The 26226-nt window shown below is 75.4% G+C and carries 20 protein-coding genes; 7 read left to right on the forward strand and 13 right to left on the reverse strand.

Translation table 11 applies throughout. The annotated features are described in order from the left end of the window. Positions 1 to 64: 64 nt before the first annotated feature. The 4 genes from ACI769_RS15960 to ACI769_RS15975 form a co-directional block, all read right to left on the reverse strand. Entirely contained in the window at positions 65 to 1459 is a 1395-nt protein-coding gene (locus ACI769_RS15960; RefSeq protein WP_409141944.1) for an alanine--tRNA ligase-related protein, read from the reverse strand. Between the two features lie 154 nt (positions 1460 to 1613). Then, complete coding sequence (locus tag ACI769_RS15965) at positions 1614 to 2546, reverse strand: cold-shock protein (RefSeq protein WP_409141945.1); 933 nt, start codon at positions 2544 to 2546, stop codon at positions 1614 to 1616. A gap of 87 nt (positions 2547 to 2633) precedes the next feature. Continuing rightward, positions 2634 to 2888, reverse strand: coding sequence for a hypothetical protein (locus ACI769_RS15970; protein WP_043657787.1), 255 nt, complete (start codon positions 2886 to 2888; stop codon positions 2634 to 2636). 98 nt (positions 2889 to 2986) lie between these two features. After that, the gene (locus ACI769_RS15975; protein ID WP_409141946.1) at positions 2987 to 5077 is read right to left on the reverse strand and encodes a hypothetical protein; all 2091 of its coding nucleotides are present in this window, start codon (positions 5075 to 5077) and stop codon (positions 2987 to 2989) included. A gap of 258 nt (positions 5078 to 5335) precedes the next feature. On the opposite strand from ACI769_RS15975, the gene ACI769_RS15980 reads away from it, so the two are divergent. After that, on the forward strand, positions 5336 to 6514 hold the full coding sequence (locus tag ACI769_RS15980) for an APC family permease (RefSeq protein WP_409141958.1): 1179 nt from the start codon (positions 5336 to 5338) through the stop codon (positions 6512 to 6514). A 60-nt stretch (positions 6515 to 6574) separates the two neighbouring features. Beyond that, positions 6575 to 7432 carry an META domain-containing protein gene (locus ACI769_RS15985; RefSeq protein ID WP_409141947.1) on the forward strand — a complete coding sequence of 286 codons (858 nt, stop codon included), beginning with the start codon at positions 6575 to 6577 and terminating at the stop codon, positions 7430 to 7432. 80 nt (positions 7433 to 7512) lie between these two features. On the opposite strand, the gene aspA is transcribed toward ACI769_RS15985, so the two are convergent. The 6 genes from aspA to ACI769_RS16015 all read right to left on the reverse strand — a co-directional run bounded on the left by aspA (position 7513) and on the right by ACI769_RS16015 (position 16507). Continuing rightward, positions 7513 to 9042 (reverse strand): aspartate ammonia-lyase, encoded by a 1530-nt coding sequence (gene aspA / locus ACI769_RS15990; RefSeq protein WP_409141948.1) that lies wholly within the window; start codon positions 9040 to 9042, stop codon positions 7513 to 7515. A gap of 48 nt (positions 9043 to 9090) precedes the next feature. Next, positions 9091 to 10671, reverse strand: coding sequence for a glycoside hydrolase family 43 protein (locus ACI769_RS15995; RefSeq protein ID WP_251176728.1), 1581 nt, complete (start codon positions 10669 to 10671; stop codon positions 9091 to 9093). After that, positions 10668 to 13118, reverse strand: coding sequence for a glycoside hydrolase family 3 N-terminal domain-containing protein (locus ACI769_RS16000; RefSeq protein ID WP_409141959.1), 2451 nt, complete (start codon positions 13116 to 13118; stop codon positions 10668 to 10670). Before ACI769_RS16000 ends, ACI769_RS15995 begins: the two co-directional genes overlap by 4 nt. Before the next feature lie 169 nt (positions 13119 to 13287). Further along, positions 13288 to 14181 carry a carbohydrate ABC transporter permease gene (locus ACI769_RS16005; protein ID WP_043657187.1) on the reverse strand — a complete coding sequence of 298 codons (894 nt, stop codon included), beginning with the start codon at positions 14179 to 14181 and terminating at the stop codon, positions 13288 to 13290. Continuing rightward, positions 14181 to 15209, reverse strand: coding sequence for a carbohydrate ABC transporter permease (locus tag ACI769_RS16010; protein WP_108050371.1), 1029 nt, complete (start codon positions 15207 to 15209; stop codon positions 14181 to 14183). Before ACI769_RS16010 ends, ACI769_RS16005 begins: the two co-directional genes overlap by 1 nt. An 8-nt stretch (positions 15210 to 15217) precedes the next feature. Then, a complete protein-coding gene (locus ACI769_RS16015) occupies positions 15218 to 16507 on the reverse strand; it encodes an ABC transporter substrate-binding protein (protein WP_409141949.1) in 1290 nt (429 codons plus the stop codon). A gap of 191 nt (positions 16508 to 16698) precedes the next feature. Between ACI769_RS16015 and ACI769_RS16020 the strand changes: the two genes are divergently transcribed. The 3 genes from ACI769_RS16020 to ACI769_RS16030 all read left to right on the forward strand — a co-directional run bounded on the left by ACI769_RS16020 (position 16699) and on the right by ACI769_RS16030 (position 20187). Then, positions 16699 to 17700, forward strand: a complete 1002-nt coding sequence (locus tag ACI769_RS16020; RefSeq protein ID WP_085387257.1) for a LacI family DNA-binding transcriptional regulator — start codon at positions 16699 to 16701, stop codon at positions 17698 to 17700. Positions 17701 to 18378: 678 nt separating this feature from the next. Beyond that, positions 18379 to 18798, forward strand: coding sequence for a hypothetical protein (locus ACI769_RS16025; protein WP_034652356.1), 420 nt, complete (start codon positions 18379 to 18381; stop codon positions 18796 to 18798). Between the two features lie 105 nt (positions 18799 to 18903). Continuing rightward, on the forward strand, positions 18904 to 20187 hold the full coding sequence (locus tag ACI769_RS16030) for a PrsW family intramembrane metalloprotease (protein ID WP_409141950.1): 1284 nt from the start codon (positions 18904 to 18906) through the stop codon (positions 20185 to 20187). On the opposite strand, the gene ACI769_RS16035 is transcribed toward ACI769_RS16030, so the two are convergent. Continuing rightward, positions 20147 to 20857 (reverse strand): helix-turn-helix domain-containing protein, encoded by a 711-nt coding sequence (locus ACI769_RS16035; RefSeq protein WP_396050272.1) that lies wholly within the window; start codon positions 20855 to 20857, stop codon positions 20147 to 20149. The genes ACI769_RS16030 and ACI769_RS16035 overlap by 41 nt on opposite strands. An 83-nt stretch (positions 20858 to 20940) precedes the next feature. On the opposite strand from ACI769_RS16035, the gene ACI769_RS16040 reads away from it, so the two are divergent. Continuing rightward, the gene (locus ACI769_RS16040; protein WP_396050270.1) at positions 20941 to 22146 is read left to right on the forward strand and encodes a benzoate/H(+) symporter BenE family transporter; all 1206 of its coding nucleotides are present in this window, start codon (positions 20941 to 20943) and stop codon (positions 22144 to 22146) included. Between the two features lie 127 nt (positions 22147 to 22273). On the opposite strand, the gene ACI769_RS16045 is transcribed toward ACI769_RS16040, so the two are convergent. Then, entirely contained in the window at positions 22274 to 24613 is a 2340-nt protein-coding gene (locus tag ACI769_RS16045; RefSeq protein ID WP_409141951.1) for an LLM class flavin-dependent oxidoreductase, read from the reverse strand. Next, positions 24610 to 25557, reverse strand: a complete 948-nt coding sequence (locus ACI769_RS16050; RefSeq protein WP_137280802.1) for an LLM class flavin-dependent oxidoreductase — start codon at positions 25555 to 25557, stop codon at positions 24610 to 24612. Before ACI769_RS16050 ends, ACI769_RS16045 begins: the two co-directional genes overlap by 4 nt. Before the next feature lie 90 nt (positions 25558 to 25647). Here ACI769_RS16050 and ACI769_RS16055 point away from each other — a divergent pair, with 90 nt between their 5' ends. Further along, positions 25648 to 26187, forward strand: a complete 540-nt coding sequence (locus ACI769_RS16055) for a MarR family winged helix-turn-helix transcriptional regulator (protein ID WP_081895781.1) — start codon at positions 25648 to 25650, stop codon at positions 26185 to 26187. The last annotated feature ends 39 nt before the right edge of the window (positions 26188 to 26226 follow it).

A 26226-nucleotide genomic window follows, 5' to 3' on the forward strand; every position in this document is an offset into this window, starting at 1 on the left:
GTGCTCGCGCAACCTCACCCGGCTCAACTTGAGTCCATCAGGCTCAACCTTCACGCGACCCGCACTATTCCCCGCTCGCGGCCACCCGGGACCGCGCCTGCTGGCGTGCACGCTGCTCCGCGTAGCCCTCCTGCCAGTCCGCGGCGAGAGGCATGTCGCGGCGGCGGACCTCGTCGACCGCCAGCTCGACGGGGAAGCCCCAGGTGTCGGCGAGCACGAACAGGTGGTCGCCCGTGACGGTCGTGCCATGGAGCCTCTCGAGCTCTCGGAGGCCCCGGTGCACCGTGCGCCGGAAGCGCGACTCCTCGTCCCGGAGCACGGCACTCAGGTCCTCGCGCTGCTCGGCCAGGTTCGGGTAGGCGTCGCGGTACGACTCGGCCACGACGGCGACGAGGTCGTCGACGAACCGGTCCTCCAGCCCGAGCCGGAGCGCGTGCACCACGGCCCGGCGCACGAGCCGCCGCAGCACGTACCCGTGCGCCTTGTTGCTCGGCCGCACGCCGTCGGCGGCGAGGAACGTCGCGGCGCGCACGTGGTCCGCGATCACGCGGAACGGGCGCGGGTCGTCCTCGTACGTGCGACCGCTCAGGTCCTCGAGCCGGTCGACCAGGGGCCGCAGCAGGCTCACGTCGAACACGTCGGGCGTCGCCGTCGCGGCGGCGGCGATGCGCTCCAGCCCGCCCCCGAAGTCGATGCTCGGCTCGTCGAGGAGGACGAAGCCCTCGCTCGTGCGGCGGTAGCGCATGAACACCTGGTTGCCGATCTCGACGAACCGTCCTCCCTCGCTCGCCGGGTGCGGCTCGCCGGTCGACGGGTCGTGGAGCTCCGGTCCGAGGTCGTAGAAGACCTCCGAGTCCGGTCCGCAGGGGTCGCCGACGGGCGTGCCCTCCAGACCACCTCCCCGGCTCCACCAGTTCTCCTCGGCGTCGTAGAGGAAGACCCGGCCGCCGCGCATGCCGTCGCGGTCCCCGTCCGCACACGACCCGACGTCCACGACCGACGCCTCGATGCCGTGCTCGGCGAACACCGTGACCCAGGCCTGGGCCGCCACCTCGTCCCGGGGGATCCCGTGCTCGACCGACCCGCGGAAGCACGTGACGTAGAGGCGCGAGAGGTCGACGCCGACGAGCGCGAGGAAGTCGGCGAACCACCGGACCTGCCGCTCGACGTCGCCCGACCCCAGGCTCCAGTTGCCCAGCATCTCGAAGAAGGTCGTGTGCCGTGGGTCGCCGACCTCGTCGATGTCCTGCGACCGCAGGCACGGCTGCGAGTCGACCAGGAGCCGCCCGGCGGCGTGCGGGCGCACGCCCAGCAGGTAGGGCATCAGCGGCTGCATGCCCGCGCCCGTGAACAGGGTCGTCGGGTCCTCGCGCAGGACCAGGGGCGCTCGCTCGATCACGGCGTGCCCCCGGGCGGCGAAGAAGTCGAGGTAGGCCGAGCGGATCTCCTGGGCGTCCATCCGACGACCCTAGGGACCGGCACCACCGACTTCCAGGGCAATCCCCACGGCCCCCGGCGAGGACGACCGCGCCCCGCCGCGGTGAGACGCAGCGGGGCGGGTGCGGGGCAGGTGCGGGGCAGGGCGGCTCGACGGGAGCCGCGCCGCCCCTCGCTCAGATGAGCTCGACGCCGTCGGCCTGCGGCCCGCGGTCGCTCTGCCGGATCTTGAACCGGACCCGGTCGCCCTCCTCGAGCTCCTCCCCGCCGCGCACGACGGACACGTGGACGAACAGGTCCTCGCCCCCGGCGTCGGGCGTGATGAAGCCGAAGCCGCGGTCCGCGTCGTACCGCGCGACCGTGCCCTCGCCGCCGCGCACGCGCCCGCCGGGCGCCGGACGACCACGGTCCGAGCCCGGACGGCCGCGGTCCGGACCCGGGCGCCCGGAGCCGCCCACGAGCTGCACGTTCCGGGCGTTCGGCCCCTTGTCGCCCTCGACGACGTCGTAGGTCACGCGCGCACCCTCGGCGAGCTCGGTGAGCCCGCGGCCCAGGGCGCTGACGTGCACGAACACGTCGTCGCCGCCGCCGTCGGGAGCGACGAAGCCGAAGCCCTTGACGTCGTCGTACCAGGACACGGTGCCGTCGGCGCCGTCCGCCGCGGGCTGCGCGGCCTGCGCGCCGAGCGGCAGCAGGTGGTCCGCCTGCGGGCCCTTCTCGCCCTCGACGACGAGGAACGCCACGCGCTGCCCCTCCGTGACGACGCCGCCCCCGACGATGGCCGAGCTGTGCAGGAAGATCTCGTCGCTGCGCCCGTCGGGCGTGACGAAGCCGTAGCCCTTGGCCGGCTCGTACCAGACGACGGTGCCGAGCACGCCCAGGGGCGCGTCGGCGGCGCGGTCGCCCGTCACGCGGACGCGCCGTGCCTGCGGGCCCCGGTCGCCGGTGCCCATCTCGAACTCGACGACCTGCCCCTCGCGGAGCTGCTTCGGGCCGTCGTCACCGACGATCTCGGACGCGTGCACGAACAGGTCCTCGGCCTCGTTCCCGAGGTCGATGAAGCCGAACCCTCGGTCGGCGTCGAACCATCGGACTGTTCCCTGGGGCACCTAGGACTCCTTGCATCGACAGACAGTGCTGCTCCTAGTGTCCCCGACGCCGCCGCGCCCCGGCGCCGCGGGACCGCTCGGCTGGCCTCAGCGGCCGGTGCCCGACGCGCCGGCGCCCGGCTCCGCGCCCGGGTCGTCGACGTCGTCGCCGCTCCAGCTCCGCTCGTCGCCCGGGTCGACGTCGGTGGGGACCTCGGGGTCCTTCGGCAGCGAGTCGTTGGCGAGCGCGGGGAACGCGCCCGCGGTGCCGATGTCCGGCTCGCCGCGGGCCGGTTCCTGCTCGTCCCGCCAGTCCTGCTCGTCGCCGGTGCCCCGGCGGTCCTGCGGCTGCGACGCGGTCATGAGCGGGCCCTCCTGGTCTCCGGCCCGGCCGCCTGGTCGACCGGGCGCACTCCCTCGACCGTACGTCGCCCCGCCGGGCTCACCACCCGGGCCGCGGGCTACGGCGCCGCGGCGGGGACGGCGGGCTTCCCCTCGTCCGCGGGGTCGTCCGTCTCGTCGACCGCCGAGTCCCGCTCGACCGCCGGGTCCGCGTCCGGCGCGACGGGCGCGGCGGCGGCAGGTGCGGCGGAGGCCGCCGCACGACGGCGGCGCACCACGAGCACGACCGCACCGGCGAGCGCCGCCACGACGAGCAGCACCGCGCCGATCCCGACCCACGGCGCGACGGCGGCGCGCGACGACGCGTCGTCGGCCGCGGCGGCGGCCTCGTCGAGGCGCCCGGCGTCGAGCGCGGCGCGGGCGTCGGCGGTCGAGCCGCCGACGTCCAGCAGGAGGCGGCCGAGGTCGGCGAACGGCCCGCCGCCGGCGCTCGCGGCGACGGCGTCGCCGACCGTCCCGACGACCTCGACCGTGCGCGGCAGCACGGTCGCGAGCGCCGCGTACTCCTCGGCGGTGCGGGCGCTCTCGTACTGCGTGCGCACGGCGGCCGGGTCGGGCAGGCCCGCGTCCTCGGCGGCCTGCTGGACCTGGCCGGCGGCCGCGGCGGCGTCGGGCCCGATCGCCTCCCGGGCCGCGTCGGCGTCCGCGAACGCCCAGTCCGTCATCGCGGTGCGCAGCCCCGCGGGCGGCAGCCACGCGCCGTCGGCCGCGTCGAGGGCGACGTAGGCCTCGCGGGCCGGGCCCCGCGCGTCGAGCAGGGCGGTCTCGTCGGCGTCGGCGACCCACGTGCGGTAGGCCGCCTGGGCGTCGGCGACCTCGCCGCGCACCTCGACGAGGTCGAGGAAGCGACGCCCGTCGGTCAGGCCCGGACGGCCCGGCTCGCCGGGGGCGTCGTAGGCGCTCTCCCCCGCGTACGCGGCGGCGACGAGCGTCCCGAGCGTCTCGTCGTCGAGCCCGCCCACGAGCGCGGAGACGGCCGTCCACGCGGCGGCGTACGCGTACTCCTCGGTGGCGTCGGCGCCGTCCTGCACGTCGACGTCCGCCCAGGCGACGAGCGGGAGCGCCTCGGCCGCGTCGCGCGCGGGGGCCGGGAACGTCTCGGTCGGGCCGCCCGTCTGCGCCGCGACGCGCTCCCCCACGACCTCGGCCAGGCCCTCGGACACCCACCGGTCCGCGAACCGGTCCCCGGCGAGCCACGCGTGCGAGAGCTCGTGGAAGAGCAGCCCGGCGTCGAGGTCCTCGGGGATGACGATCTCGCCGGAGCCGCGGTCGAACCACGCGTACCCCAGCACCTCGGGCGACACGTCCTCGCGGATGCGCTCGAGGTTCCCCGGCCACGGCATCCCGACGACGCGCTCGAGCGTGGGCAGCCCGGCGGCGACCTGCTCCGCGACGAAGGCGCTCCACTCGGCGTCGCCCGGGAAGCTCTCGAGCACGAGCTCCGTCCCCACCGCGTCGACCGTCGTCGTGTCGACCTGCGCCGGGTCCCGGAGCGAGACGAACGACCACGTGCCGAGGTCGTCGGTGCTCTCCGTCGCGCGGTGCGTCCGGATCGTGCCCTCGAGGACCGGGGTGAACCCGTCCCACGTGCTGTCGAAGTCCATCGACGTCGGGGTGACGATCTCGACGGTGACCTGCCCCGGGTCGCCGGCCGCGCTGACGGCGAACGTCGCGTACCCGGGCCCGACGCGCGTGTACCCCTCCGAGCGGATCGGCTCGCCCGGGATCGTGTAGGCCCACTCCACGGTCCGCTCGCGCCCGTAGTTGAGGGGCGAGAACGAGACCCGTGCGGCGCTCGTGGCCGGGTCCTCCGTCGGCTCCAGCGTGACGGGGAGGGTGGCGCCGCCGCTCGTCGCGGTGACGTCCGTCGCCCCCGTCGGCACGGGGATGCCGTAGGCGTCCCAGTAGTAGAAGTACTGGCCGCTGTCGGGCTGCTCGTTGCGCAGCGTCGTCGTCACGCGAACCCGGACCGGGCCGGTGCCGTCCACCTCGTAGCGGACGTGCGACGTCTCCGACAGCCCGTCGCCCGGGTCCGCGCTCGCGACGCCCGGCGCCCCCACCACGACCGCGCCCGCCAGCACCCCCGCGAGCACCGCGCGCGACGCCGTCCGCCCCGTGCGCCGCCCGTCGCCGGACCCTCCTGAGACCACCCCTGCACCGCCGTCCTCGCCGAAGCGCACAGCCCGTCGCCCCCGCTCGTCGGGACCGGTCGACGACGACCGGAACGGGACACCGGCGGGAACTGTACCGGCTCCCGGGGACGCTCCGGACCACGCCCCGGGGCCGCCGTCGGACACCTCGTGGACACCTGGTCCTGGCACGCTGTGCGGGTGACCACCGCACCCGGCCAGCCGTCGCTCGCCCGCCGCCTCGGCACGACGGACGCCGTCGTCGTCGGGCTCGCGTCCATGGTCGGCGCGGGGGTGTTCTCGGCGTTCGCCCCGGCGGCGGCCGCGGCGGGGACGGGCCTGCTCGTCGGCCTCGCGCTGGCCGCCGTCGTGGCGTACGCGAACGCGACGTCGTCGGCCCAGCTCGCCGCGCAGCACCCGACGTCCGGCGGCACGTACGTGTACGGGCGCGAGCACCTCGGCCCCTGGTGGGGCTACGTCGCGGGGTGGGGCTTCGTCGTCGGGAAGACGGCGAGCTGCGCCGCCATGGCGCTCGTCCTCGCCGCGTACGCCGCACCGCCCGGGTGGGAGCGTCCCGTCGCCGCCGCGGCGGTCGTCCTTCTCACCGCGGTCGGCTACCGCGGCGTGACGCGCACGGCCCGCCTCGCGCGCGGGATCGTCGCGGTCGCGCTGCTCGCGATCGCGACGGCGGTCGTCGCGAGCCTCGCGGGGACGACGCCGCGATGGTCCACCGTCCTCGACGCCGACGGCGCGCACGGCGGCTGGTACGGCGTCCTCCAGGCCGCGGGGCTGCTGTTCTTCGCGTTCGCCGGGTACGCGCGCGTCGCGACGCTCGGCGAGGAGGTGCGCGACCCGCGCCGCACCATCCCGCGCGCCGTCCTCGTGTCGCTCGGGACCGTCGTCGTGCTCTACGCCGTCGTGGCGGTCACGCTCCTCGCCGTGCTCGGGCCCGCCCGGCTCGCGACGTCCGCCGCGCCGCTCGCCGACGCCGTCGCCGCCGGGTCGTGGTCGTGGGCGGGACCGGTCGTGAGCGTCGGCGCGGTCGCCGCGAGCGCCGGCGCGCTCCTCGCCCTCCTGGCCGGGGTGAGCCGCACGGGGCTCGCGATGGCCCGCACCGGCGACCTGCCGGGCTGGTTCGCCGCGGTGCACCCCGTGCACCGGGTGCCGCACCGCGCGGAGCTCGCTGTCGGGGCGGCGGTCGTGCTGCTCGTGCTCACGACGGACCTGCGCGGCGCGATCGGCTTCTCGTCGTTCGGGGTGCTCGTCTACTACCTCGTCGCGAACCTCTCGGCGCTGCGCCAGACCGCGCCGCACCGCCTCTACCCGCGCGTCCTCCCGGTGCTCGGCGCGCTCGGGTGCGTCGCGCTGGTCGTCACGCTGCCCGTCCCGAGCGTGGTCGCGGGGGTCGCCGTGCTCGCGGTCGGCGTCGTGCTCCGGGCCGTGCGCGTCCGGTCGTAGCCTTCCGCGCTGCTCACCGTCCGGCTGCAAGACCCGCGGGCCCCGGGACACGAGCGAGGTATGAGCGGACACCGGCCCGGGCGCACGTCCGCGACGACGATCGCCGCCCTCCTGGCGGTCGGTCTCGCCGCGGGCTGCGGTAGGCCCGACGGCACGCCCCCCGGGGCGCCGGGCGCGTCCGGGTCGGACCCCGTCGGGCTGGTCGGGATGTGGCGGGTCTCGGGGGCCGACGGCGAGGGCCCCGACACGTGGCTGCGGCTCGACGCCGGGCAGTACATGCTGTGGAGCGACTGCGGCGCGTACGTCGAGGGCGGCTGGGAGGCGGCGAGCCGAGCCTTCGTCGCCTCGGACCCGTACGCCGCCGCGGCGGCGTGCGGCGCGGCGGGGATCCCCGAGGTCCCGTGGCTGCGCACGGTGGTCGCCTACGAGCCCGACGGCGAGGGCTGGCGCCTGCTCGACGCGGAGGGCGAGGTCGTCGCCGGGCTCCAGGTCGACGGCGCCCCGGCCCCGATCCCCGACGCCGCGGAGCACTTCGCGCGGGCCCCCGAGGTGACCGACGACGTGCGGGCGGCGTTCGACCCGCCCGCGCCGCTGCCGGGCGGCCTCGCGCCCGCCGAGGTGCGGGACCTCGTCGGGCGGTGGGAGCCGGCCGCACGCTCCTCCACCGACCCGCACGTCGTCTTCCACGAGGACGGGACGTGGTCCGGATCCGACGGGTGCAACGGCGGCGGGGGCGCGTGGGCACTGGACGACGGCGGTCGCCTGCTCGCGACCACGGGCCTCCAGACCCTGATGTGGTGCGAGGGAGAGAGCGTCCCCGGCTATGTCGCCTCGGCAGCCCGTGCCGGCCTGGACGGCGGTCGGCTGGTGCTCGTCGGCCCGGACGGCACGGAGATCGCTCGCCTCGTCCGGGGATGACGCCGCTCCGCCGCGCGATCGACCCGAGCGGCGGGATCGGCCCTCGGGCCGACCCGACGGCGGGCAGGTCGCCCTCGGCCTCAGGACTCGGGCTCGGGCTCCGGGGGCGCGCCCGTGGCGTCGTCGGACTCGACGACGCGTGACGACTCGCCCTCCTCGCCCGCGGGCGGCAGGCCGCGCTCGTCGGCCTCGTAGTAGCGGCCGGTGTAGCGAGGGCGCAGGAAGTTCTCGGTCGTGAGCACGGCGTCGACCTCCTCGGCCGTGAGCAGGCCGCGCGCGACCACGACGTCGCGCACGGAGGCCCCGGTCCGGGCGGCCTCCGCGCCCACGAGGTCGCCGTTGCGGTGGCCGATGATCTCGTTGAGGTACGTGACGATGCCGATGGAGTCGAGCACGTGGCGGCGGCAGACCTCGACGTTCGCGGTGATGCCCGTGACGCACTTGGTGCGCAGCGCGACGCACGCGTTCGTCAGCAGGTGCAGCGACTCGAACATCGACTGCGCGAGCCCGGGCTCCATGACGTTGAGCTGGAGCTGCCCGGCCTCGGCGGCGTGCGTGATCGTCACGTCGTTGCCCATGACCTTGAAGCAGACCTGGTTGACGACCTCGGGGATGACGGGGTTCACCTTGGCGGGCATGATCGACGACCCGGCCTGGAGCTCGGGCAGGTTGATCTCGCCGAGGCCCGCGCGCGGCCCTGACGACAGCAGGCGCAGGTCGTTGCAGATCTTCGACAGCTTGGCCGCGAGCCGCTTGAGCGCGGAGTGGACGGCGAGGTAGGCGCCGTTGTCGTAGGTCGCCTCGACGAGGTTCTCGGCCGGGACGGTGTGCAGACCGCTCACCTCGGCGAGCCGGCGCGTCGCGACCTTCGGGTAACCGGGCGGGGTGTTCAGCCCGGTGCCGATCGCGGTCGCGCCGAGGTTGACCTCGAGCAGCAGCTCGCCCGCGACCTCGAGGCGGCGGATCTCCTCGCCGACGTTCACGGCGAACCCGGCGAACTCCTGGCCGAGGCTCATGGGGACCGCGTCCTGGAGCTGCGTGCGCCCCATCTTCAGGACGTCCGCGAACTCGGACGCCTTCTCGTCGAACGCGCGCTCAAGCCGCCGCACCTCGTCCTGGAGCCGCGCGACGAGCTCGTGGACCGCGAGGCGGAAACCCGTGGGGTAGGCGTCGTTCGTGGACTGCGAGCGGTTGACGTGGTCGTTGGGGTTGATGACGTCGTAGCGGCCCTTCTCGAACCCGGCGAGCTCGAGCGCGAGGTTCGCGACGACCTCGTTGGTGTTCATGTTGACGCTCGTCCCGGCGCCGCCCTGGAACACGTCGACCGGGAACTGGTCGAGGCACCGCCCGTCGCGCAGGATCGCGTCGCACGCGGCGACGATCGCGTCGGCGACGTCGCGCTGGATGGTGCGCAGCTCACGGTTCGCGAGCGCCGAGGCCTTCTTGACCATCACCATGCCGCGCACCATCTCGGGGACGTCGCTCACCGTCGTCCCCGAGATGCGGAAGTTCTCCATGGCGCGGACCGTGTGGACGCCGTAGTAGGCGTCCGCCGGGACCTCCTTCGGTCCCAGCAGGTCCACCTCGGTGCGTGTCCGTTCGCTCGACATGCCCCGACCGTAGCCCGGCCGCACGCTCCCGCACGCCCGGGCGACGCGTCAGGCCACCGGCTCGTACACGAACCGCTCGACGCGCACGACGGACGCGCTCGGGCGGCCCTCGCTCGTCGCGTGCACGCCGAGCCAGAGCCCGAGGAACCCGCCCGCGGCGGCGCTGTCGAGCGTGCGCCCGTCGACCGTCGCGACGTCCACGACCGGCCCGTCGGCGGGCCCGGCGACGAGCCCGTAGTCCTGCCCGCGCACGCGCAGCCCGACGACGACCGGCTCCCCGGGGGCGGCGGTCACCGTCGTCTCTCCGGCCACCGCGTCCGTGCCGCCGCGCCGGTGCACGGCGACGACGCGCCGCTCGTCCCCCGGGCCGCCGTCGACGAGGAGCCGCACGTGGTCGTCCTCGGACTGGCGCACGACGACGCCCGCGCGCTCCCCCGCCGCGGCCGGGACCTGCACGGTGACCGTCACGTCGACGTCGCGGTGCTGCTGGCGCACGCCGAGGAACGCGGGCGCGCCCGGCTCGGCGAGCGTCGTCGGGCGCACCGGGAGGTCCCAGCCCTCGCCCGCCGGGGTGGCGACGTCGCGCGGCAGGGCGCGCACCGCCGTCCAGCGCGGGTCGTCGGGGCGGACGACGCCGCTCGCCCCGCCCTGGACCGCCGTCCGGGGCGCCGGGCTCGCGAAGGGGACCTCGACGGCGTCGGGCACGCGGCCCTCGCCGGGCGCGAGGACGGGCCAGCCGTCCTCCCACACGACGGGGACGAGGAACGTCTCGCGGCCGAGCGGGTAGTGGTAGCCGCCGTAGACGCGCATCGCGAGCAGCACGGCCCACCACGAGCCGTCGGGCGCCTCGACGAGGTCGGCGTGGCCCACGCCGACGACGTCCACCCCGCGGCCGAGGTGCCGGTGCGTGAGCACGGGGTTGGCCTTGTTGCCCTCGTACGGCCCCGTGACCGACGACGCGCGCGCGACGGACACCGCGTGGTGGAAGTCCGTCCCGCCCTCGGCAGCGAGCAGGTAGTAGGTGCCGTCGACCTTGTACAGGTGCGGCCCCTCGGCCCAGACGGCGCCGCGCACGGCCCCCGTCCACACGACGTGCTCGGGGCCCACGAGCGTGCACGTCGCGGGGTCGAGCTCGCGCACCCACACCTCGGTCTGGTGGAACCACTCCGGCTCGGGCGCGAGACGCGTGCCGTGCAGCCAGACGCGGCCGTCGTCGTCGAAGAAGATCGACGGGTCGATCCCCGCGACCCGCTCGCCGTCCTCGTCGCGCAGCCACACCGGGTCGGACCACGGCCCGGCCGGGTCGGTCGCCGTCATGACGAAGTTCCCGCCGCGGGTGTCGTCGTCCGGGTCCACGAGCGTGCACACGAGCCAGAACGTGCCGTCGTGGTGGCGCAGCGTCGGGGCGAACAGGCCGCCCGACGACCGGATGCCGTCGTAGTCGAGCTGCCCCGACCGGTCGACGACGTCCCCCACGTGCTCCCACGTCGCGAGGTCGCGGCTGCGCAGCACCGGCAGGCCGGGCAGGTACTCGAACGTCGAGGTGACGAGGTAGAAGTCGTCACCGACGCGGCACACCGACGGGTCGGGGTTGCACCCGGGCAGCACCGGGTTCTGGACGCGCGTCATGCGCGCTCCCCCGCCTCGACGCGCGCGGACACCTCGACGGCGACGAGCCGCTCGTCCGCGGCCGTGACCTCGTGCAGGGGGCCGGTGACGGCCAGGGTCGCGCGCGCGGTCGCCGCGCCCGGCACCACGTGCCGCGCGGCCGGCGCGGACTCGTTGACGATCGCGCCGCCGGTCGTGGACCCGAGGTCGCCCGCTCCGGGGGCGGAGTCGACGGCCGCCGCGTGCGCGCCGACCCACACCTCGACGTCGCCCGGCTCGACCACGCGCACGAGGCGGCGGTCGGAGAACGCGAGGCGCGTCGTCGGGACGCGGAACGTCACGCGGCGCGACTCACCCGGAGCGAGGTCGACGCGCGCGTACCCGAGGAGCTGCGCGACGGGCCGCGGCACGGAGCCCACGACGTCGCGCGCGTACAGCTGCACGACGTCCGCCCCGACCACCGCGCCCGTGTTGGTCACGGTGACCGCGGCGCGGAACGTCCCGCCCGCCGCCACGGCCGCGTCGACCTCGAGGTCCGCGTACGCGAACTGCGTGTACGACAGCCCGAACCCGAACGGCCGCACCGGCGTCGGGTCGGTGGACGTCACGTCGGACGGCCCGCCGAGCACCGGGTGGAGGTAGGAGTAGGGCTGCGCGCCGCCCGCGCGGGGCAGCGACACGGGCAGGCGGCCCGAGGGGTTCACCGCGCCGACGAGCACGTCCGCGACGGCGCGCCCGCCCTCCTCGCCGGGGAAGAAGCCCTGCACGACGGCGGCCGGGACGCCGCCGCGCGACGACCCCGCGTCGAGGGCCCAGCCGATCGCGTAGGGGCGGCCGGTGAGCAGGACGAGCACGACCGGCGTGCCCGTCGCGACGACCTCCTCGACGAGCCGTCGCTGCACGCCGGGCAGCTCGAGCGACTCGACGTCGTTGCCCTCGCCGACGGTGCCGCGCCCGAACAGCCCGGCCTCGTCGCCCACGACGACGACCGCGACGTCCGCGTCCCGCGCGGCGTCGACCGCGGCCGGGATCTCCGTGACGTCGTCGCCCTCGACCGCGCACCCGCGCACGTACGTGACGTCGGTGCCCGCCCCGGCGAGCGCGTCGCGCAGCGACTCGAGCACCGTCGGCAGCTCGATGCCCGCCGGGGTGCCCGGGTGGTGCGCGAGCACGTGGTTGACGAACGAGTAGCAGCCCATGAGCGCCTCGGCCGAGTCGGCGTCCGGCCCGACGACGGCGACGCGCCGCGGGGCGGCCGGCGCGCCGTCGGCCCCGGGTCGCACGAGCGGGAGCACGCCGTCGTTCGCGAGCAGCACGAGCGACTCCTGCGCGAGGCGGCGCGCGGTGGCGCGCTGGCGCGGGGTGTCGAGGTCGACGGCGGTCGGCGGCTCGTCGGCGTAGGCGCCGGGGTCGAGCAGCCCGAGCTCCTCCTTCTGGGTGAGCAGGCGCAGCACGGCGCGGTCGACCCAGGCCTCGTCGAGCGCTCCCGACCGCACGCGCTCGGCGAGCGGCGCGAGGTAGGCGTCGCCCGTCGGCAGCTCGACGTCCAGGCCCGCCCGGAGCGCCTGCGCCGCCGCCTCCCCCCGGTCGGCCGCGACGCGGTGCATCACCTCGAGGAACGCGACGCCGAAGTAGTCGGCGACGACGACGCCGTCGAACCCCCAGCGCTCGCGCAGCACCTCGGTGAGGTGCTCGGTGCTCGCGTGCAGCGGCACGCCGTCGACGTCGACGTACGACGCCATGACGGACCGGGCGCCGCCGTCGCGCACCGCCATCTCGAACGGCGGGAGGTAGACGTCGGCGAGCTCGCGCGGCCCCGCGCTCACGGGCGCGTGGTTGCGCCCCGCGCGGGAGCCCGAGTACCCGACGAAGTGCTTGAGCGTCGCGTGCACGCCCGCGTCCTGGAGGCCGCGCACGTACGCCGTGCCGACCGTGCCCACGAGGTACGGGTCCTCGCCGACGCACTCGTCGACGCGGCCCCAGCGGGGGTCGCGCACGACGTCGAGCACGGGCGCGAGGCCCTGGTGGACGCCGAGCGTGCGCATCGACTCCCCCACCTCGCGCGCCATCTCCTCGACGAGGTCCGGGTCGAACGACGCGCCCCACGCGAGCGGCGTCGGGTACGTCGCGGCCTGCCACGCGGCGAGACCCGTGAGGCACTCCTCGTGCACGATCGCCGGGATCCCCAGCCGCGTCCCGGTCCGCAGCCGCCGCTGCTCCGCCCAGAGCCACGCCGCCCGCTCCGTCGGGTCGACGGGGCGCGTGCCGTACACGCGCGTGTAGTGCCCGATCCCGTGCTGCGTGATCTCCGCGAGCCGGCCGCCGTCGGCCTGGCCGGCCGTCATCTCCGACTGCATCGGGGCGACGGTGCCGTTCTGGTCGAGCCAGTAGCCGACGAGCTGCGCGAGCTTCTCATCGAGGGTCATGCGCGCGTGCAGCGTGCGCACGCGCTCGGAGACCGTGGGCATCTGCGGGGGTGCGGGGCGCGGGGTCGGCGCGGGGTCGGCGCCCGGGGTCGGGCTGCCGAGGGGTGCCGTCGGGACGGCAGGGACGACGTCGGTCACGGGACCGTTCTCCTTCGGTGGTGGCCCCGTCCCGCGCGCAGCGCGGGACGGGGCGGGGTGCGGACGGGCGTGGTCAGCCCTTCACGGCGCCGGTGAGGCCCCCGACGATGCGCCGCTCGAACAGCGAGAAGAAGACGAGCGCGGGGATCATCGACAGGGAGGTGAAGGCGAGCACGCGGGCGGTGTCCACGGAGTACTGCGACGCGAACGCCTGCACGCCCAGCGGGAGCGTGTACGACGTCTCGTCGTTGAGGATGAAGAGCGGGAGCATGTAGCTGTTCCAGCTCGCGACGAACGCGAGGATCCCCACGGTGATGACGCCCGGCAGGGACAGCGGCACGACCATCCGGAAGAAGAAGCCGAGGCGGCTCGCGCCGTCGATCGACGCGGCCTCCTCGATCTCGCGCGGGATGGCGCGCAGGAACGGCACGAGGATGATGACGGTCGTCGGGAGGGCGAACGCGATCTGCGGGAGCACGAGGCCGCCCACGGAGTTCATCAGCCCGAGCGAGCGGATCATGATGTACAGCGGCGTGATCGCGACCGTCATGGGGAACATCAGGCCCGCCGCGAACAGCGCGTAGAGCGCCCCGCGCCCCACGAACGAGTAGCGGGCGATGACGTAGCTCGCCATGAGGCCGAGCACCACGACGCCGAGCGTCGTGAGGAGCGCCGCGACGAGCGAGTTCCCGAGCTGCTGCCAGAACAGCGAGCTCGACAGGACCTCGACGTAGTTGACGACCTGCCACGGGTCGGGCAGGCCCGACGGGTCGGCCGTGATCTGCGCGTTGGTGCGGAACCCGCCGACGACGATGTACGCGATCGGCGCGAGGCACACGCCCACGAGCAGCCACGCGACCACGTAGGTCAGCGGGCCGCCCCGGCCGATGCCGGAGCCGCGGGGCTCCTTCGGGGTCTTGACGCCGGCGGGACGCTCGGGCGCGGGTACGGCGGTGACGGTGGCCATCACTTCTTCCCTTCCGTGATCGCGCCCTCGGTGTCACGGCGCAGGACGTACCGCTGGTACACGAGCGCCACCGCGAGGGAGATGAGGAACAGCACGACCGCGACCGCGCTGCCGTACCCGTAGTTCCCCGCGTTGCGGCCGTTCGCGACCATGTAGGTCGCCATGGTCGACGTGCCCGCCGTCGAGGCCACGTACTGGCCCCAGATGATGTAGACGAGGTCGAACAGCTGGAGCGAGCCGATGATCGACAGGAACGCCCAGATGCGAACCGTCGGGCCCAGCAGCGGGAGCGTGACGTAACGCTGCGCCTTCCAGTAGGACGCGCCGTCGATCGCGGCGGCCTCGCCCAGCTCGTCGGGGATGCCCTGGAGGCCCGCGAGGAAGAGGATCACGGCGAAGCCGATGTACTTCCACGTGATGATGAGCAGCAGGGTCCAGATCGCGACGTCCGGGTCGGCGAGCCAGTCGACCGAGAGGAACCCGAGGCCGATCTTCTCCAGCAGGTCGTTCACGGCGCCGGTCGTCGAGAGCATGAGGCTGAACCCCGTGCCGACGATCACCTCGGACACCACGTACGGCACGAACACCAGCACGCGGACCACCGAGCGGCCGCGCATGCGCCGGTTGAGCATGAGCGCGACGACCACCGCGACCGGGCCCTGGAGCACGAGCGACATGAGCACGATGAACCCGTTGTGCCGCAGCGCCGCGAGGAACTCGGGGTCCCGGAAGATCGTGAGGTAGTTCTCGAACCCCACGAAGTCCGTCGGCGGGCCGAAGCCCTTCCACTTGAAGAAGCCGTAGTACGCCGCCATCAGCACGGGCACGATGACGAACGTGAGGAAGACGACGAGCGCCGGCCCGGCGAGCACCGCGATCTCGGCTCGCTGGCCCCAGCGGCCGCGGCGCGGGCGGCGGGCCCGCGCCGCGGCGGCCGGGGGTGGCCCCGCCACGGCGCCGGCGCCGCCCCCGGCCCGGTCCTCGGGCGTCGTCGTGCTCGGCGAGGTCTCGCCCTGGGACACGGTCATGGCTCCGGTTACTCCTTGGCCGCTGCGGCGTTCGTCGTGTCGACGATGTCCTGCGGCGTGCCCTTGCCGGCGAGCAGGTTGACCACGGAGGTGTTGAGCGCGTTGCCGACGTTCTGCCCGAACAGCGTGTCCAGCCAGACGGTGACGTACGGCGCCTCGTTGTAGGCCTCGAGGATCGAGACGAGCGCGGGCTCCGTCACGACGCCCTGCGCCTCCTTGCTCGCGGGCAGGGTGTGGAACGCGGTGGCGTACGCCTCCTGCGACTCCTTCGACATGATGAAGTTGAGGAACTCCGCGCACTCGGCGGGGGCCTGGGCCGAGCAGGAGAACCCGTCGACGCCGCCCATCATGGCGCCGGGCTCGCCCTCACCGCCCTCGACGGCCGGGAACGGGAACCACTGCAGGTCCGCGAGCGGCTTCTCGTCCGGCGTGAGCGACGCGATGACGCCCGGGTTCCACGCGCCCATGAGCTCCATCGCGGCCTGGTGGTTGGCGATGAGGCCCGCGGACGATCCCGCGCCCTGCTGCGCGGAGGTCGTGAGGAAGCCCTGGTTGAAGGGCTCGGTCTCGGCGAAGGCCTGGAGGTCCTCGCCGGCCTTGAGCCAGCACGGGTCGTCGAAGCTGCGCTCGCTCGCCGCCGTGTTGATGGTGTCCTGCGAGCACTCGCGCAGGGCGAAGAAGTAGTACCAGTGCGCGGCGGGCCACGCGTCCTTCGCGCCCAGCGCGATCGGCGCGACGCCCGCGGTCTTGAGCTGGTCGACGACGCCCTCGAGCTCGCCGATCGTCGTCGGGTTCGCCGTCACGCCGGCCTGCGAGAACAGGTCCTCGCTGTAGTAGACGCCGCCCGGGAGGATCGAGACCGGCATCCCGTAGACCTTGCCGTCGACCGTGAAGGCGCTGAGCGCCGCGTCGCCCACGGCCTCGCGCGTGGAGTCGTCGATCGCGTCGGTGAGGTCCATCGCCTGGCCGGCCTCCACGACGTCGGCCAGCTTGCCGCCGCCGCGCGCCATGAAGATGTCGGGCGCGTCGCCCGAGTTGAGGGCCGTCTGGAGCTTGCCGTCCATGTCCTCGTTCTGGATGGCCTGGATCTCGATCGTGACGCCGGGGTTCGCCTCCTCGAACGCCGCGACCGTCTCCTCCCAGTAGGCCTTGCCCTCACCGGTCGTGGAGTTGTGCCAGAAGGTCATCGAGACCGAGCCGTCGTCCGAGCCGGAGTCGCCTCCGCCTCCGCAGGCCGTGAGCACGAGCGTGCCCGCCAGGGCGACGGCGGTCGCCGTCAGGAGCTTCCGAGACTTCATCGTTCCGTCCTCTTCGTCGAGTCGCACCGGGGCGCACGCTGCCTCGAGCGCGCCGGGCCGCCACCGCTGTGGGGCCGCCGGTAGCGACTCTGGCAGGCGCGACCGGGTCGTGTCAATCGATATCGATAACGTTTTACACACGACGTGGCGCGGGCCTCCGGACGCCCCCGCCAGGGGCTACTGTCATCCCCATGCGCTCCACGGGAAGAGTCACGATCGGCGACGTCGCGCGCACCGCCGGCGTCTCCGTCGCGACCGTCTCCAAGGTGATCAACGGTCGCTACGGCGTCGCGCCCGAGACCTCCCGCCACGTCCAGCAGGTCATCGACGACCTCGGGTACGAGTCGTCGATCGTCGCGAGGAGCCTGCGGAGCAGCAAGACCAACGTCATCGGGATCCTCGTCGCCGAGTTCGAGCCGTTCTCGACCGAGCTGCTCAAGGGCATCTCCGAGGCCGTCGACGGGACCGGGTACGAGCTCCTCGCCTACTCCGGCGGCCTGCGCCGCGACGACCGCGTCGGCTGGGAGCAGCGCTCCCTGTCCCGCCTCGGCGGCACCCTCATCGACGGCGCCATCCTCGTCACGCCCACCGTCGTCGCGCGCGGCAGCTCGATCCCGGTCGTCGCCGTCGACCCGCACCGCGGCCCGTCCGACCCCCCGACCGTCGACTCCGACAACCTCGCCGGCGGCCGCACCGCGACGCAGCACCTCCTCGACCTCGGCCACCGCCGCATCGGCTTCCTCGCCGGCCGCCCCGACCTCGAGTCCGCGCGCCTGCGCGAGCAGGGGTACCGCGAGGCGCTCGCCGACGCGGGCATCGCCTTCGACCCCGACCTCGTGCGCGTCGGCGGCTACCGCCCCGACCTCGCGGACTCCCCCGCGCACGAGCTCCTCTCGCTCCCCGAGCGCCCCACCGCGATCTTCGCCGCCAACGACCTCTCCGCGATCCGCACCATGGAGGTCGCCGCCGAGCTCGGCCTCCGCGTGCCCGACGACGTCTCCGTCATCGGCTTCGACAACGTGCCCGAGTCCGCGCTCACCACCCCGCCCCTGACGACCGTCGACCAGCCCATCCACCGCATGGGCACCGAGGCCCTGCGCCTCATCGTCGACCTCGTCGAGGGCCGGACGCGCGACCCCCACGTCCGCCTCCCCACGACCCTCGTCGTCCGCGGCACCACCCGCACCGTCTGACCGCCCCCCGCCGCGAGGAGGTGCCGCCGTCGCGAGGTAGAGCCGTGGTCCCGCGAGGTAGAGCCCTGGTCGGCCGAGGTAGAGGCGAGGTCCCGCCGAGGTAGAGGCGAGGTCCCACCGAGGTAGATCCGTGGTCCCACGGGGTGGAGCCCTGGTCGGCCGAGGTAGAGCCCTGGCTCCGCGGGGTAGAGCCCTGGTCGGCCGAGGTAGAGCCGTAGTCGGCCGAGGTAGAGCCGAGGTCACACCCGACGCCGCGGCCTCGCCGCGGCGTCCAGGCTGACCGTGCCCGACGTCGGCCAGGCACCCGGGGCGGCCAGGTCGCCCGTCGGGACCGGGGGCGGGCCGACCAGGCCATCCGGGCAGCGCGAGCAGGCGATTCCGGCGCGTCCGTCGGCCCGGACGTGCCGGAACCACCTGCTCGACACGACGGCGGTCGGTCCGCGCCCGGCGACCGTGGCGCCGCCGCGGGAGGTCGCCCGGGCGGTTCTCGCCTGCGGGGCACGAAAGGCGGGGCGACCTCCGCCGTCGGCCCGGCGACCAGGGCTCTACCTCGCGGGACCGCGGCTCTACCCCGCGGGACCAGGGCTCTACCTCGGAGGGGTGACGGCGTCGGAATCCTGGGCGCCTCGTCGTCGTTATGTCACCAGTACCACTGTCGACAGACCTTGAGGAGGTCAGGTGGCCCGCCTCGCACGCCGCGTCCAGGTCGAGAACGACTTCGGCGAGATCATGCACTACGACCGTCACACCGGCGGCGGCTTCGTGTCGCCCCACGCCCGCGTCCCCGAGTCCGTGCCCGTCGGGTGGGGCACCTACGTCGAGAAGGGCGCCGTGGTGGGCCACGGCTGCCGGCTCGGCGACGGCACCTGGATCGACCGGGACGTCGTCCTCGGCCGCGACGTCCGCGTCGGCGACAACGTCCGCATCGCCCCCGAGGCGCGCGTCGGCGACCGCGCCCGCGTGGGCAGCGGCGCGCGCGTCGGGCGCCGGGTGCTCGTGGAGGCCGGCGCCGTCGTCCCGCCGGACGAGATCGTGCCCGACGACGCGACCGTCCGCCGCCGGGGCGGCCTGCGCTCCGGGTACGACGTCGCGGCGTAGCCCCACCCCCCGGCCACCGCGCGGCGCGACCTCCCCCGGCCCCCGCGCGGCGCGCCGGGCGGACGCCTTCCCGCGTCGCCCACCGGGTGCGTAGCCTTACCGCCCGTGACCTTCCCGCCGCACGGCCCGGCCGTCCCCCCGCCCCAGCAGCCGCCGCACCCGCTCGGCCCGGCGGGTGCCGCCGTCCCGCTCGACCCGCGCGCGGTGCTCGAGGGCCGGCCGCCGGGCCGCGCGCGCGTCGGCGTCATCGTGACGATCGCCGTCGCGAGCCTGTGCCTCCTCGTGGGCCTCGTGCTCGCGGCACTGTCCGGGGTGGGCACGTTCACGGTCGGGCTGCTGCTCGCGCTCGTGCCGCTGGGCATCTGGGTGCCGGTCGTGCTCGCGCTCGACCGCCTCGAGCCCGAGCCGCCGAGCGCGCTCGTCGTCGCGTTCCTGTGGGGCGCGGGGATCGCGACGCTCGTCGCGGGGATCCTCAACACGCTCGGCCTGGAGCTGCTCACCGCGCCGCTGTTCGGCGAGGAGGTCGGCTGGTACGTCGTCGCGTCGTTCGGGGCACCGTTCGTGGAGGAGATCCTCAAGGGCGCGGTGCTGTTCGGGATGCTCTGGTTCCGGCGCCACGAGATCGACGGCTGGACCGACGGCGTGATCTACGCCGCGATGGTCGCGCTCGGCTTCGCGGCGGTCGAGAACGTCACGTACTTCATCATGGCCGCGCAGGACGGCACGCTCGGCCCGACGTTCGTGCTGCGAGCCATCGTCACCCCCCTGCTGCACCCGCTGTGCACGGCGCTCACGGGCCTCGGGGTCGCGAGCGCGGCCACGAGCCCGCCCGGGCCGCGCCGCGTGCTCGCGCCGCTCGGCGGTCTCGCCGCGGCCATCGCCCTGCACATGCTGTGGAACGCCTCGACCGGCTTCGGCCCGCTCGCGCTCGGGGTCGCGTACCTCGCCGGGCTCGGGGTGCTGGTCACGCTGGTCGTCCTGCTCGTCCGGGACCGACGCCGCACGGTCGCGACGATCCAGCGCCAGCTCGTGCCCTACGTGCCGACGGGCCTCGTCACGCCCGCCGACCTCGCGATGCTGTCGACGCTCGCCGCGCGCCGCCAGGCGCGCGACTGGGCCCGCCGCACCGGCGGCGCGAGGGCCGCGCACGCCATGCGCGACTACCAGCAGGCGGCGACCGAGCTCGCGCTGCTCCACGACCGGGTCGAGCGCGGCGCGGTCGAGGCGTGGCGCGTCGAGGGGCAGCGGCGCGCGCTGCTGCAGCTCATGCTCACGGCGCGCCAGGCGTTCCTCGTCCGGGCCCCGCAGCCGCCGCCGGCCCCGTGGTCGCCGGGTGCGCCGTCGGGGTTCACGTCCGGCGCGTGGGCGCCGGGACCGGGCCTGCGGTAGCGGGCCGCTCGCCGCGTCGCGGGGGCGTGCGGATGACGAGCACCGCGTCGACGGGTGCCCCGTCGAGCGCCCGGTAGGAGTGCTCGGCGTCCGACACCCAGCGCAGCTCGTCGCCCACGGTCACCACGGCCTCCGCGCCACGACGCCCCGCGCGCACACGACCGGACGTCACGAGCAGGTGCTCGACGACGCCCGGCCCGTGCGGCGGCGACGTGCGGTCCGCGGAGGGCTCGAGGTGCAGGTGGTAGACCTCGACGGCGGTGCCGTCGGGCAGGTGGTGGGCGTCGAGGAGGCGGGCCCGGACGCCCTCGGACGACACCTCCGACCCCGGCCGCTCGGCGAGGAGCGTCGCGAGCGGGACGCCGAGCGCCCCGGCGAGCGCGTAGAGCGTCGCGAGCGTGGGGTTGCGCGCGCCGTGCTCGATCTCGGAGAGCGAGCCCTTCCCGACGCCCGCCGCCGCCGCGAGCGCCGACAGCGACAGCCCGCGCTCGGCCCGCAGCGCCCGGATCTGGGCGGCGACCGCGGCGAGCGTCTCGTCCCCACGGCGGTCCGACGGCGCGGGGGCACCACCACCCGGGGCGTCGTCCGGCCCTGCGCTCGCCCCCGCGCTCGCCCCTGTGCCCGCTCCTGTGCCCGCTCCTGCGCTCGCCTGCGCTCCCCCGTCGCTCACGCGCGGCAGCCTACCGGCCGTGACCCAGGCCACTCTGGTAGCGTTCCGCAAACAGAACGGCTCGGCACGTCCGCTGGAGCAGCATGGAACCCGACCCGGAGCGCCTGCGCCCCGTCCTCGCCGGGCTCGTCACGGCCCTCGTCGGCTTCACGAGCTCGTTCGCCGTCGTGCTCGCCGGCCTGCGCGCCGTCGGCGCCACGCCCGACCAGACCGCGTCCGGGCTCCTCGCCCTGTGCGTGACGCAGGCCGTCGGCATCCTCTGGCTGACGACGCGCCACCGCACCCCGCTCACGCTCGCCTGGTCCACGCCCGGGGCCGCGCTGCTCGTCAGCACGGGCGCGGTCGCGGGCGGCTGGCCCGCCGCGGTCGGCGCGTTCTGCGTCGTCGGCGGGCTCGTGCTGCTCACCGCGCTCTGGCCGCGCCTCGGCGACCTCGTCGCCGCGATCCCCACCCCGATCGCCCAGGCGATGCTCGCGGGCGTGCTGCTCACGCTGTGCCTCGCGCCCGTCCGCGCGTTCGTCACGACGCCGCTGCTCGTCGCGCCCGTCGTGCTCACGTGGCTCGTGCTGCTGCGGCTCGCGCCGCGCTGGGCCGCGCCGGCGGCGCTCGCGGTCACGCTCGCGATCGTCGGGTACGAGGCCGTGGGGAGCGGCACCCTCGCCTGGGCCGACGCCGTCCCCCGCCTCGACCTCACCGTCCCGACGCTGTCGTGGCAGGCGGTCGTCGGGCTCGCCGTGCCGCTCTACGTGGTGACGATGGCGTCGCAGAACGTCCCCGGCGTCGCGGTCATGGCCTCGTTCGGCTACCGCGTACCGTGGCGCGAGACCATGACCGTCACCGGCCTCGCGACGCTCGCGGGCGCCACCGCCGGCGGGCACGCGATCAACCTCGCGGCGATCTCCGCCGCGCTCGCCGCGGGACCCGAGGCGCACCCCGACCCCCGACGGCGCTGGGTCGCCGCCCACACCGCGGGCTGGGCCTACCTGGTGCTCGCCGTCGGCTCGGCCGGCCTCGCCGCGCTGGTCGCGGCCGCGCCGGCCGGGCTCGTCGAGGCGGCCGCCGGGCTCGCGCTCGTCGGGACGCTCGGGGCCGCCGTCGCGGGGGCGGTCGCCGAGCCGCGGGGCCGCGAGGCAGCCGTCGTGACGTTCCTCGTCGCCGCGAGCGGGACGGTCGTCGCGGGCGTCGGCGCCGCGTTCTGGGCCGTGCTCGCGGGCCTCGCCGTCCACGCGGTCCTCACGCTGCGCCGTCGGGCACCCACCCCGGGGCAGAGCCCCGGTAGCGCGAGGTAGAGCCCCGGTAGCGCGAGGTAGAGCCCTGGTAGCGCGAGGTAGAGGCGTGGTCGTGACCACGCCTCTACCTCGGCGGACCGGGGCTCTACCCCGGCGGACCGGGGCTCTACCCCGGCGGACCGGGGCTCTACCTCGGCGGGACGACGGCGGGCGCGGGCTCGTCCGTCGGGTGCGGCCCGAGGACGGGCAGGTTGTCGCGGAAGACGTTCGTCGGGTCCACGCGGCGCTTGACCTCCCGCAGCCGCTCCAGGGTCGCGGGCGGGAACGCGTCCGTCACGCGCTCGGTGCGCAGGTCGGTGTCGAAGCTGAGGTACATCCCGTCGAACACGTCGGCGAGCGCGTCCCACCGCGCGTCGAGACGGGACCGGCTCGCCCCCATCGCGACGACCGAGAAGTTCGCGGACCGGTGCGCGTACGCCGTCGCGTCGGCGGGGACGTCCGACGCCGCACCGCCCGTCGAGCGGATCTGGAAGAAGTACGTGTCCCCGCTCGCGACGAGGCCCGCGAGACGCGCCGAGGCCTCCGGCGTGAGGTGCTCCAGCAGCCCGGACCGCGACACGGGCTCGCCCTGCCCCCCGTGCGGGCCGGGCGGGGGCGCCGAGACGACGGCGTCGTACGGGACGATCTGCGCCGTCGCCCGGGCGAGCAGCGGGGAGATCGCCGCGAACGGCTGCAGCCGCGCGAGGACGGTGTCCGGGTCGTCGGAGTCGACCATCGTCATGGACTGCGCGACGAGGGGCTGCCCGGGCCGCGGCCGCCCCACGATCAGGAAGCTCGTCGTGTCCCGCGGCGAGGCCTCCACCGTGGCGCCCCAGCGCTCGAGGAACCCGGCGAGGTCCGACGCGTCGTGCACCATCTGCGCGAACCCCACCGCGGACACCTCGTCCGCGACGAGCTCGAACGACGTGACGATCCCGACCTGCGCCCCGGCGCCGCGCACGGCCCAGAACAGGTCGGTGTTCTCGTCGTCGCTCGCGCGCACGACCGAGCCGTCCGCGAGCACGACCTCGACCGCGCGCACGTGGTCGATCGTCAGGCCGTGCGCCCGGCCGAGGAAGCCGATGCCGCCTGCGGTCGCGAGACCGCCCACCCCGACGCCGCCGGAGTCGCCCGACGTGATCGCCCAACCGCGCGGCGCGAGCGCCGCCGCGACCCCGCCCCACCGCGCGCCGGGGCCCACGCGCACGAGGCGCGTGGCGTCGTCGAGCACCTCCACCTGGTCGAGCGCGGCGAGGTCGAGGACGATGCCGCCGTCGTTCGTCGAGCGCCCGCTGATCCCGTGCCCGCCCGAGCGGACGGACAGCGGCACCCGGCGCGTCACCGGCTGGGCGCGCGCGAAGGCGAGCGCCTCGACGACCTCCGCGGTGTCGCGCGGGCGCAGCACGAGGCCCGGCGAGCCGCCGCGCAGGTAGTTGGAGCGCACGCCCGCGTACGCGGCGTCGCCCGGCTCGACGGCGCGTTCCGCGAGCGAGGCGGGGACGTCGTCGTAGGCGATGCCGTCGCGACGCGCGGCCCGCACGGCGAGCGGCACGACGCGCGACGTGTCCGTGCCCCGCTCCGCGCGCGCGGCGTCGACGGCGTCGCGCAGCGCGGGCGCGACATCGTCCGCGAACCGGCGGGTGGTGCGCTCGTCGTCGGTCGCGAGGACCAGCGTGGAGACGCCCTCGTCGAGGACGAGCGGCAGGAGCCGCTCGACCCAGGCCTCGGGCGGCCCGGAGAGGTCGGGGGCGCCCCCGAGGCCGGACGCTCCCGGGTCCGACTCGAACGTGCCCGACACGTTGAGCAGCCGCGTCACCTCGCGCGGGTCGCGCCCGACGGCGGCCGCCGCCTCGTCGATGCGCGCGTTGCCCGCGCGCAGCCCGTCGAGGCCCACGCGGCCCAGCGACGGGAGCCAGCCGTCGGCCTTCTCCCCCACGAGACGCAGCATCCGGGGGCCGAGCGCGCCCAGCCACAGCGGGATGCGGCGTGTGGTGCCCGGGCCGGGCGTCGCGCCGTCGAGCCGGTGGTGCCGGCCGGGGACGAACAGCTCGCCGTCGCCGTCCTCGCCCCAGATCGCACGGATCACCTCGATCGCCTCGGCGAGCGCGTCGACGGACTCCCCCGGCGTGAGCCGACGCGTGCCCATCGCCTCCATCGCGTCCCAGAAGGCCCCCGCCCCGAGGGCGAGCTCGACGCGCCCGTCGGAGAGCAGGTCGAGGCTCGCCGCCGCGCGCGCCAGGACGGCGGGCGGGCGCATCGGGACGTTGACGACGTCGGGCGCGACGTGGATGCGCTCCGTCGCGGACGCGACGTACGACAGCAGCGTCCACGTGTCGAGGAAGCGCGGCTGGTACGGGTGGTCCTGGAACGTCACGAGGTCGTAGCCGGCGTCCTCCGCGACGCGCGCGAGCCCGACCGTCGCCTCCGGGTCCTGCGCCGACGGCGTGACGAACGTGCCGAACCGGAGCGGGTGGCCGTAGTCGGTCATGCGCGGGCCCCGCCGTCGGTCGGTGCGACCGGTGCCGGGCCGTCGGCCGTGCCGCGCGCCGCCGCGACGAGCTCGCGCGCGGCGGGCGCGACCTCCTGGCCCACGACGGCGAGCGTCGTCGGGTCGTCGCCGCCGACGATCCACGTGGACACGCCGTGCTCGAGCGTCACCTCGGCGACCTGCTCGGCCCACTGCCGGGGCGACCCCTGGAGGAACCCGGCACCGCCGTCGGCGGTGAACCGGCCGCCGACGTTGAGCAGACGGCGCACCGCACTCGGGTCGCGGCCCGCCTCCTGGGCGGCGGCGTCGATCGTCGCGTTGCCCTGCGCGAGCGCCTCGAAGCTCTGCAGGTACGCGAGCGACGGGAGCCAGCCGTCGGCCTGCGCGCCGACGAGGCGCAGCATGCGGGGCTTGAGCGCCCCGACCCAGATCTCGACGTCGTGCGCGGGGGCGGGGCCCCGCTTGGCGCCGTCGACGTGGTGGTACGTGCCGCCCACCTCCAGGCGCTCGCGCGTCGTCGTGTCCCACAGCCCGCGGATGACGTCGATGCCCTCGGAGAGCGCGTCGACGGACTGCCCCGGCGTGAGGCGCTCGCCGCCCATCGCGACGATCGGGTCCCAGAACCCGCCCGCGCCGAGGCCGAGCTCGACGCGCCCGCCCGAGAGCCGGTCGAGGCTCGCGACGGCGCGCGCCAGCACGGCCGGCGGGCGCAGCGGCAGGTTGAGCACGTTGCCCGCGAGGCGGATGCGCTCGGTGCGCGCCGCGACCCACGACAGCAGGGTCCAGGTGTCGAGGAACGCCGCCTGGTACGGGTGGTCCTGGAAGGTCACGAGGTCCAGGCCGACCTCCTCGGACAGCCGCGCGAGCGCGACCGCCTGCTGGGGCGCCGCGGCGGTGGGCGTGACGAAGGACCCGAAGCGCAGGTCGTGGCCGTAGTCGGGCATGGCTCCTCGCGATCTCAAGATACGTTGTTGTACAGAACATATCGAGAACAGATAGGTGGTGCAACCGCATTCCCGCGGTACCCTGAGCGGATGAGCACGAGCGCGACGACCGCCGCACCCACCGGCCCGGCCGAGCTCCCCGGCCGCCTCGAGGACCTCGGCTGGCACCTCGGCGTCCTGCTGCGCGCCTACCGCGCGACCGTCGAGCAGGCGCTCGACGACGTCCCGCACGGCACGCGCGGCTACCAGGTCCTCGTGACCGTGGCGCAGGGCGACCACCCCACGCAGCTCGCGCTCGCCGAGCACCACGGCATCGACCGCACCGTCATGACGTACCTCGTCGACGACCTCGTCGCGTCCGGCCTCGTCGAGCGGCAGCAGAACCCCGCCGACCGGCGCGCACGCCGCGTCGTCGCGACGCCCGAGGGCCGCCGTCGTCTTGCCGGGTGGGCCGCCGCCGTGCACGACGCCGAGGAGGAGCTCCTCGACATGCTCTCGCCCGACGAGCGCGGCACCTTCCGCACCCTCATGCGCCGCGTCGCGTGCGACCTCCGCGACATCGACGCCAGCACCGACCCGTGCGCCGTCGCCGAGCACACCCTCCGCGGCACCACCACCCCGCCCAGGTAGAGGCAGGGTCCGCCGAGGTAGAGCCAGGGTCAGCCGAGG

Origin of the sequence: Cellulosimicrobium sp. RS (assembly GCF_046159675.1) — a bacterium.
Lineage (GTDB): Bacteria > Actinomycetota > Actinomycetes > Actinomycetales > Cellulomonadaceae > Cellulosimicrobium > Cellulosimicrobium funkei.

Bases quoted from the DNA above. Each gene is read 5' to 3' on its own strand.
- ACI769_RS15960 (WP_409141944.1), bottom strand. From the start codon at position 1,459: ATGGACGCCCAGGAGATCCGCTCGGCCTACCTCGACTTCTTCGCCGCC.
- ACI769_RS15970 (WP_043657787.1), bottom strand. From the start codon at position 2,888: ATGACCGCGTCGCAGCCGCAGGACCGCCGGGGCACCGGCGACGAGCAG.
- ACI769_RS15980 (WP_409141958.1), top strand. From the start codon at position 5,336: ATGGTCGGCGCGGGGGTGTTCTCGGCGTTCGCCCCGGCGGCGGCCGCG.
- ACI769_RS15985 (WP_409141947.1), top strand. From the start codon at position 6,575: ATGAGCGGACACCGGCCCGGGCGCACGTCCGCGACGACGATCGCCGCC.
- aspA (WP_409141948.1), bottom strand. From the start codon at position 9,042: ATGTCGAGCGAACGGACACGCACCGAGGTGGACCTGCTGGGACCGAAG.
- ACI769_RS15995 (WP_251176728.1), bottom strand. From the start codon at position 10,671: ATGACGCGCGTCCAGAACCCGGTGCTGCCCGGGTGCAACCCCGACCCG.
- ACI769_RS16000 (WP_409141959.1), bottom strand. From the start codon at position 13,118: ATGCCCACGGTCTCCGAGCGCGTGCGCACGCTGCACGCGCGCATGACC.
- ACI769_RS16005 (WP_043657187.1), bottom strand. From the start codon at position 14,181: ATGGCCACCGTCACCGCCGTACCCGCGCCCGAGCGTCCCGCCGGCGTC.
- ACI769_RS16010 (WP_108050371.1), bottom strand. From the start codon at position 15,209: ATGACCGTGTCCCAGGGCGAGACCTCGCCGAGCACGACGACGCCCGAG.
- ACI769_RS16015 (WP_409141949.1), bottom strand. From the start codon at position 16,507: ATGAAGTCTCGGAAGCTCCTGACGGCGACCGCCGTCGCCCTGGCGGGC.
- ACI769_RS16020 (WP_085387257.1), top strand. From the start codon at position 16,699: ATGCGCTCCACGGGAAGAGTCACGATCGGCGACGTCGCGCGCACCGCC.
- ACI769_RS16040 (WP_396050270.1), top strand. From the start codon at position 20,941: ATGGAACCCGACCCGGAGCGCCTGCGCCCCGTCCTCGCCGGGCTCGTC.
- ACI769_RS16045 (WP_409141951.1), bottom strand. From the start codon at position 24,613: ATGACCGACTACGGCCACCCGCTCCGGTTCGGCACGTTCGTCACGCCG.
- ACI769_RS16050 (WP_137280802.1), bottom strand. From the start codon at position 25,557: ATGCCCGACTACGGCCACGACCTGCGCTTCGGGTCCTTCGTCACGCCC.
- ACI769_RS16055 (WP_081895781.1), top strand. From the start codon at position 25,648: ATGAGCACGAGCGCGACGACCGCCGCACCCACCGGCCCGGCCGAGCTC.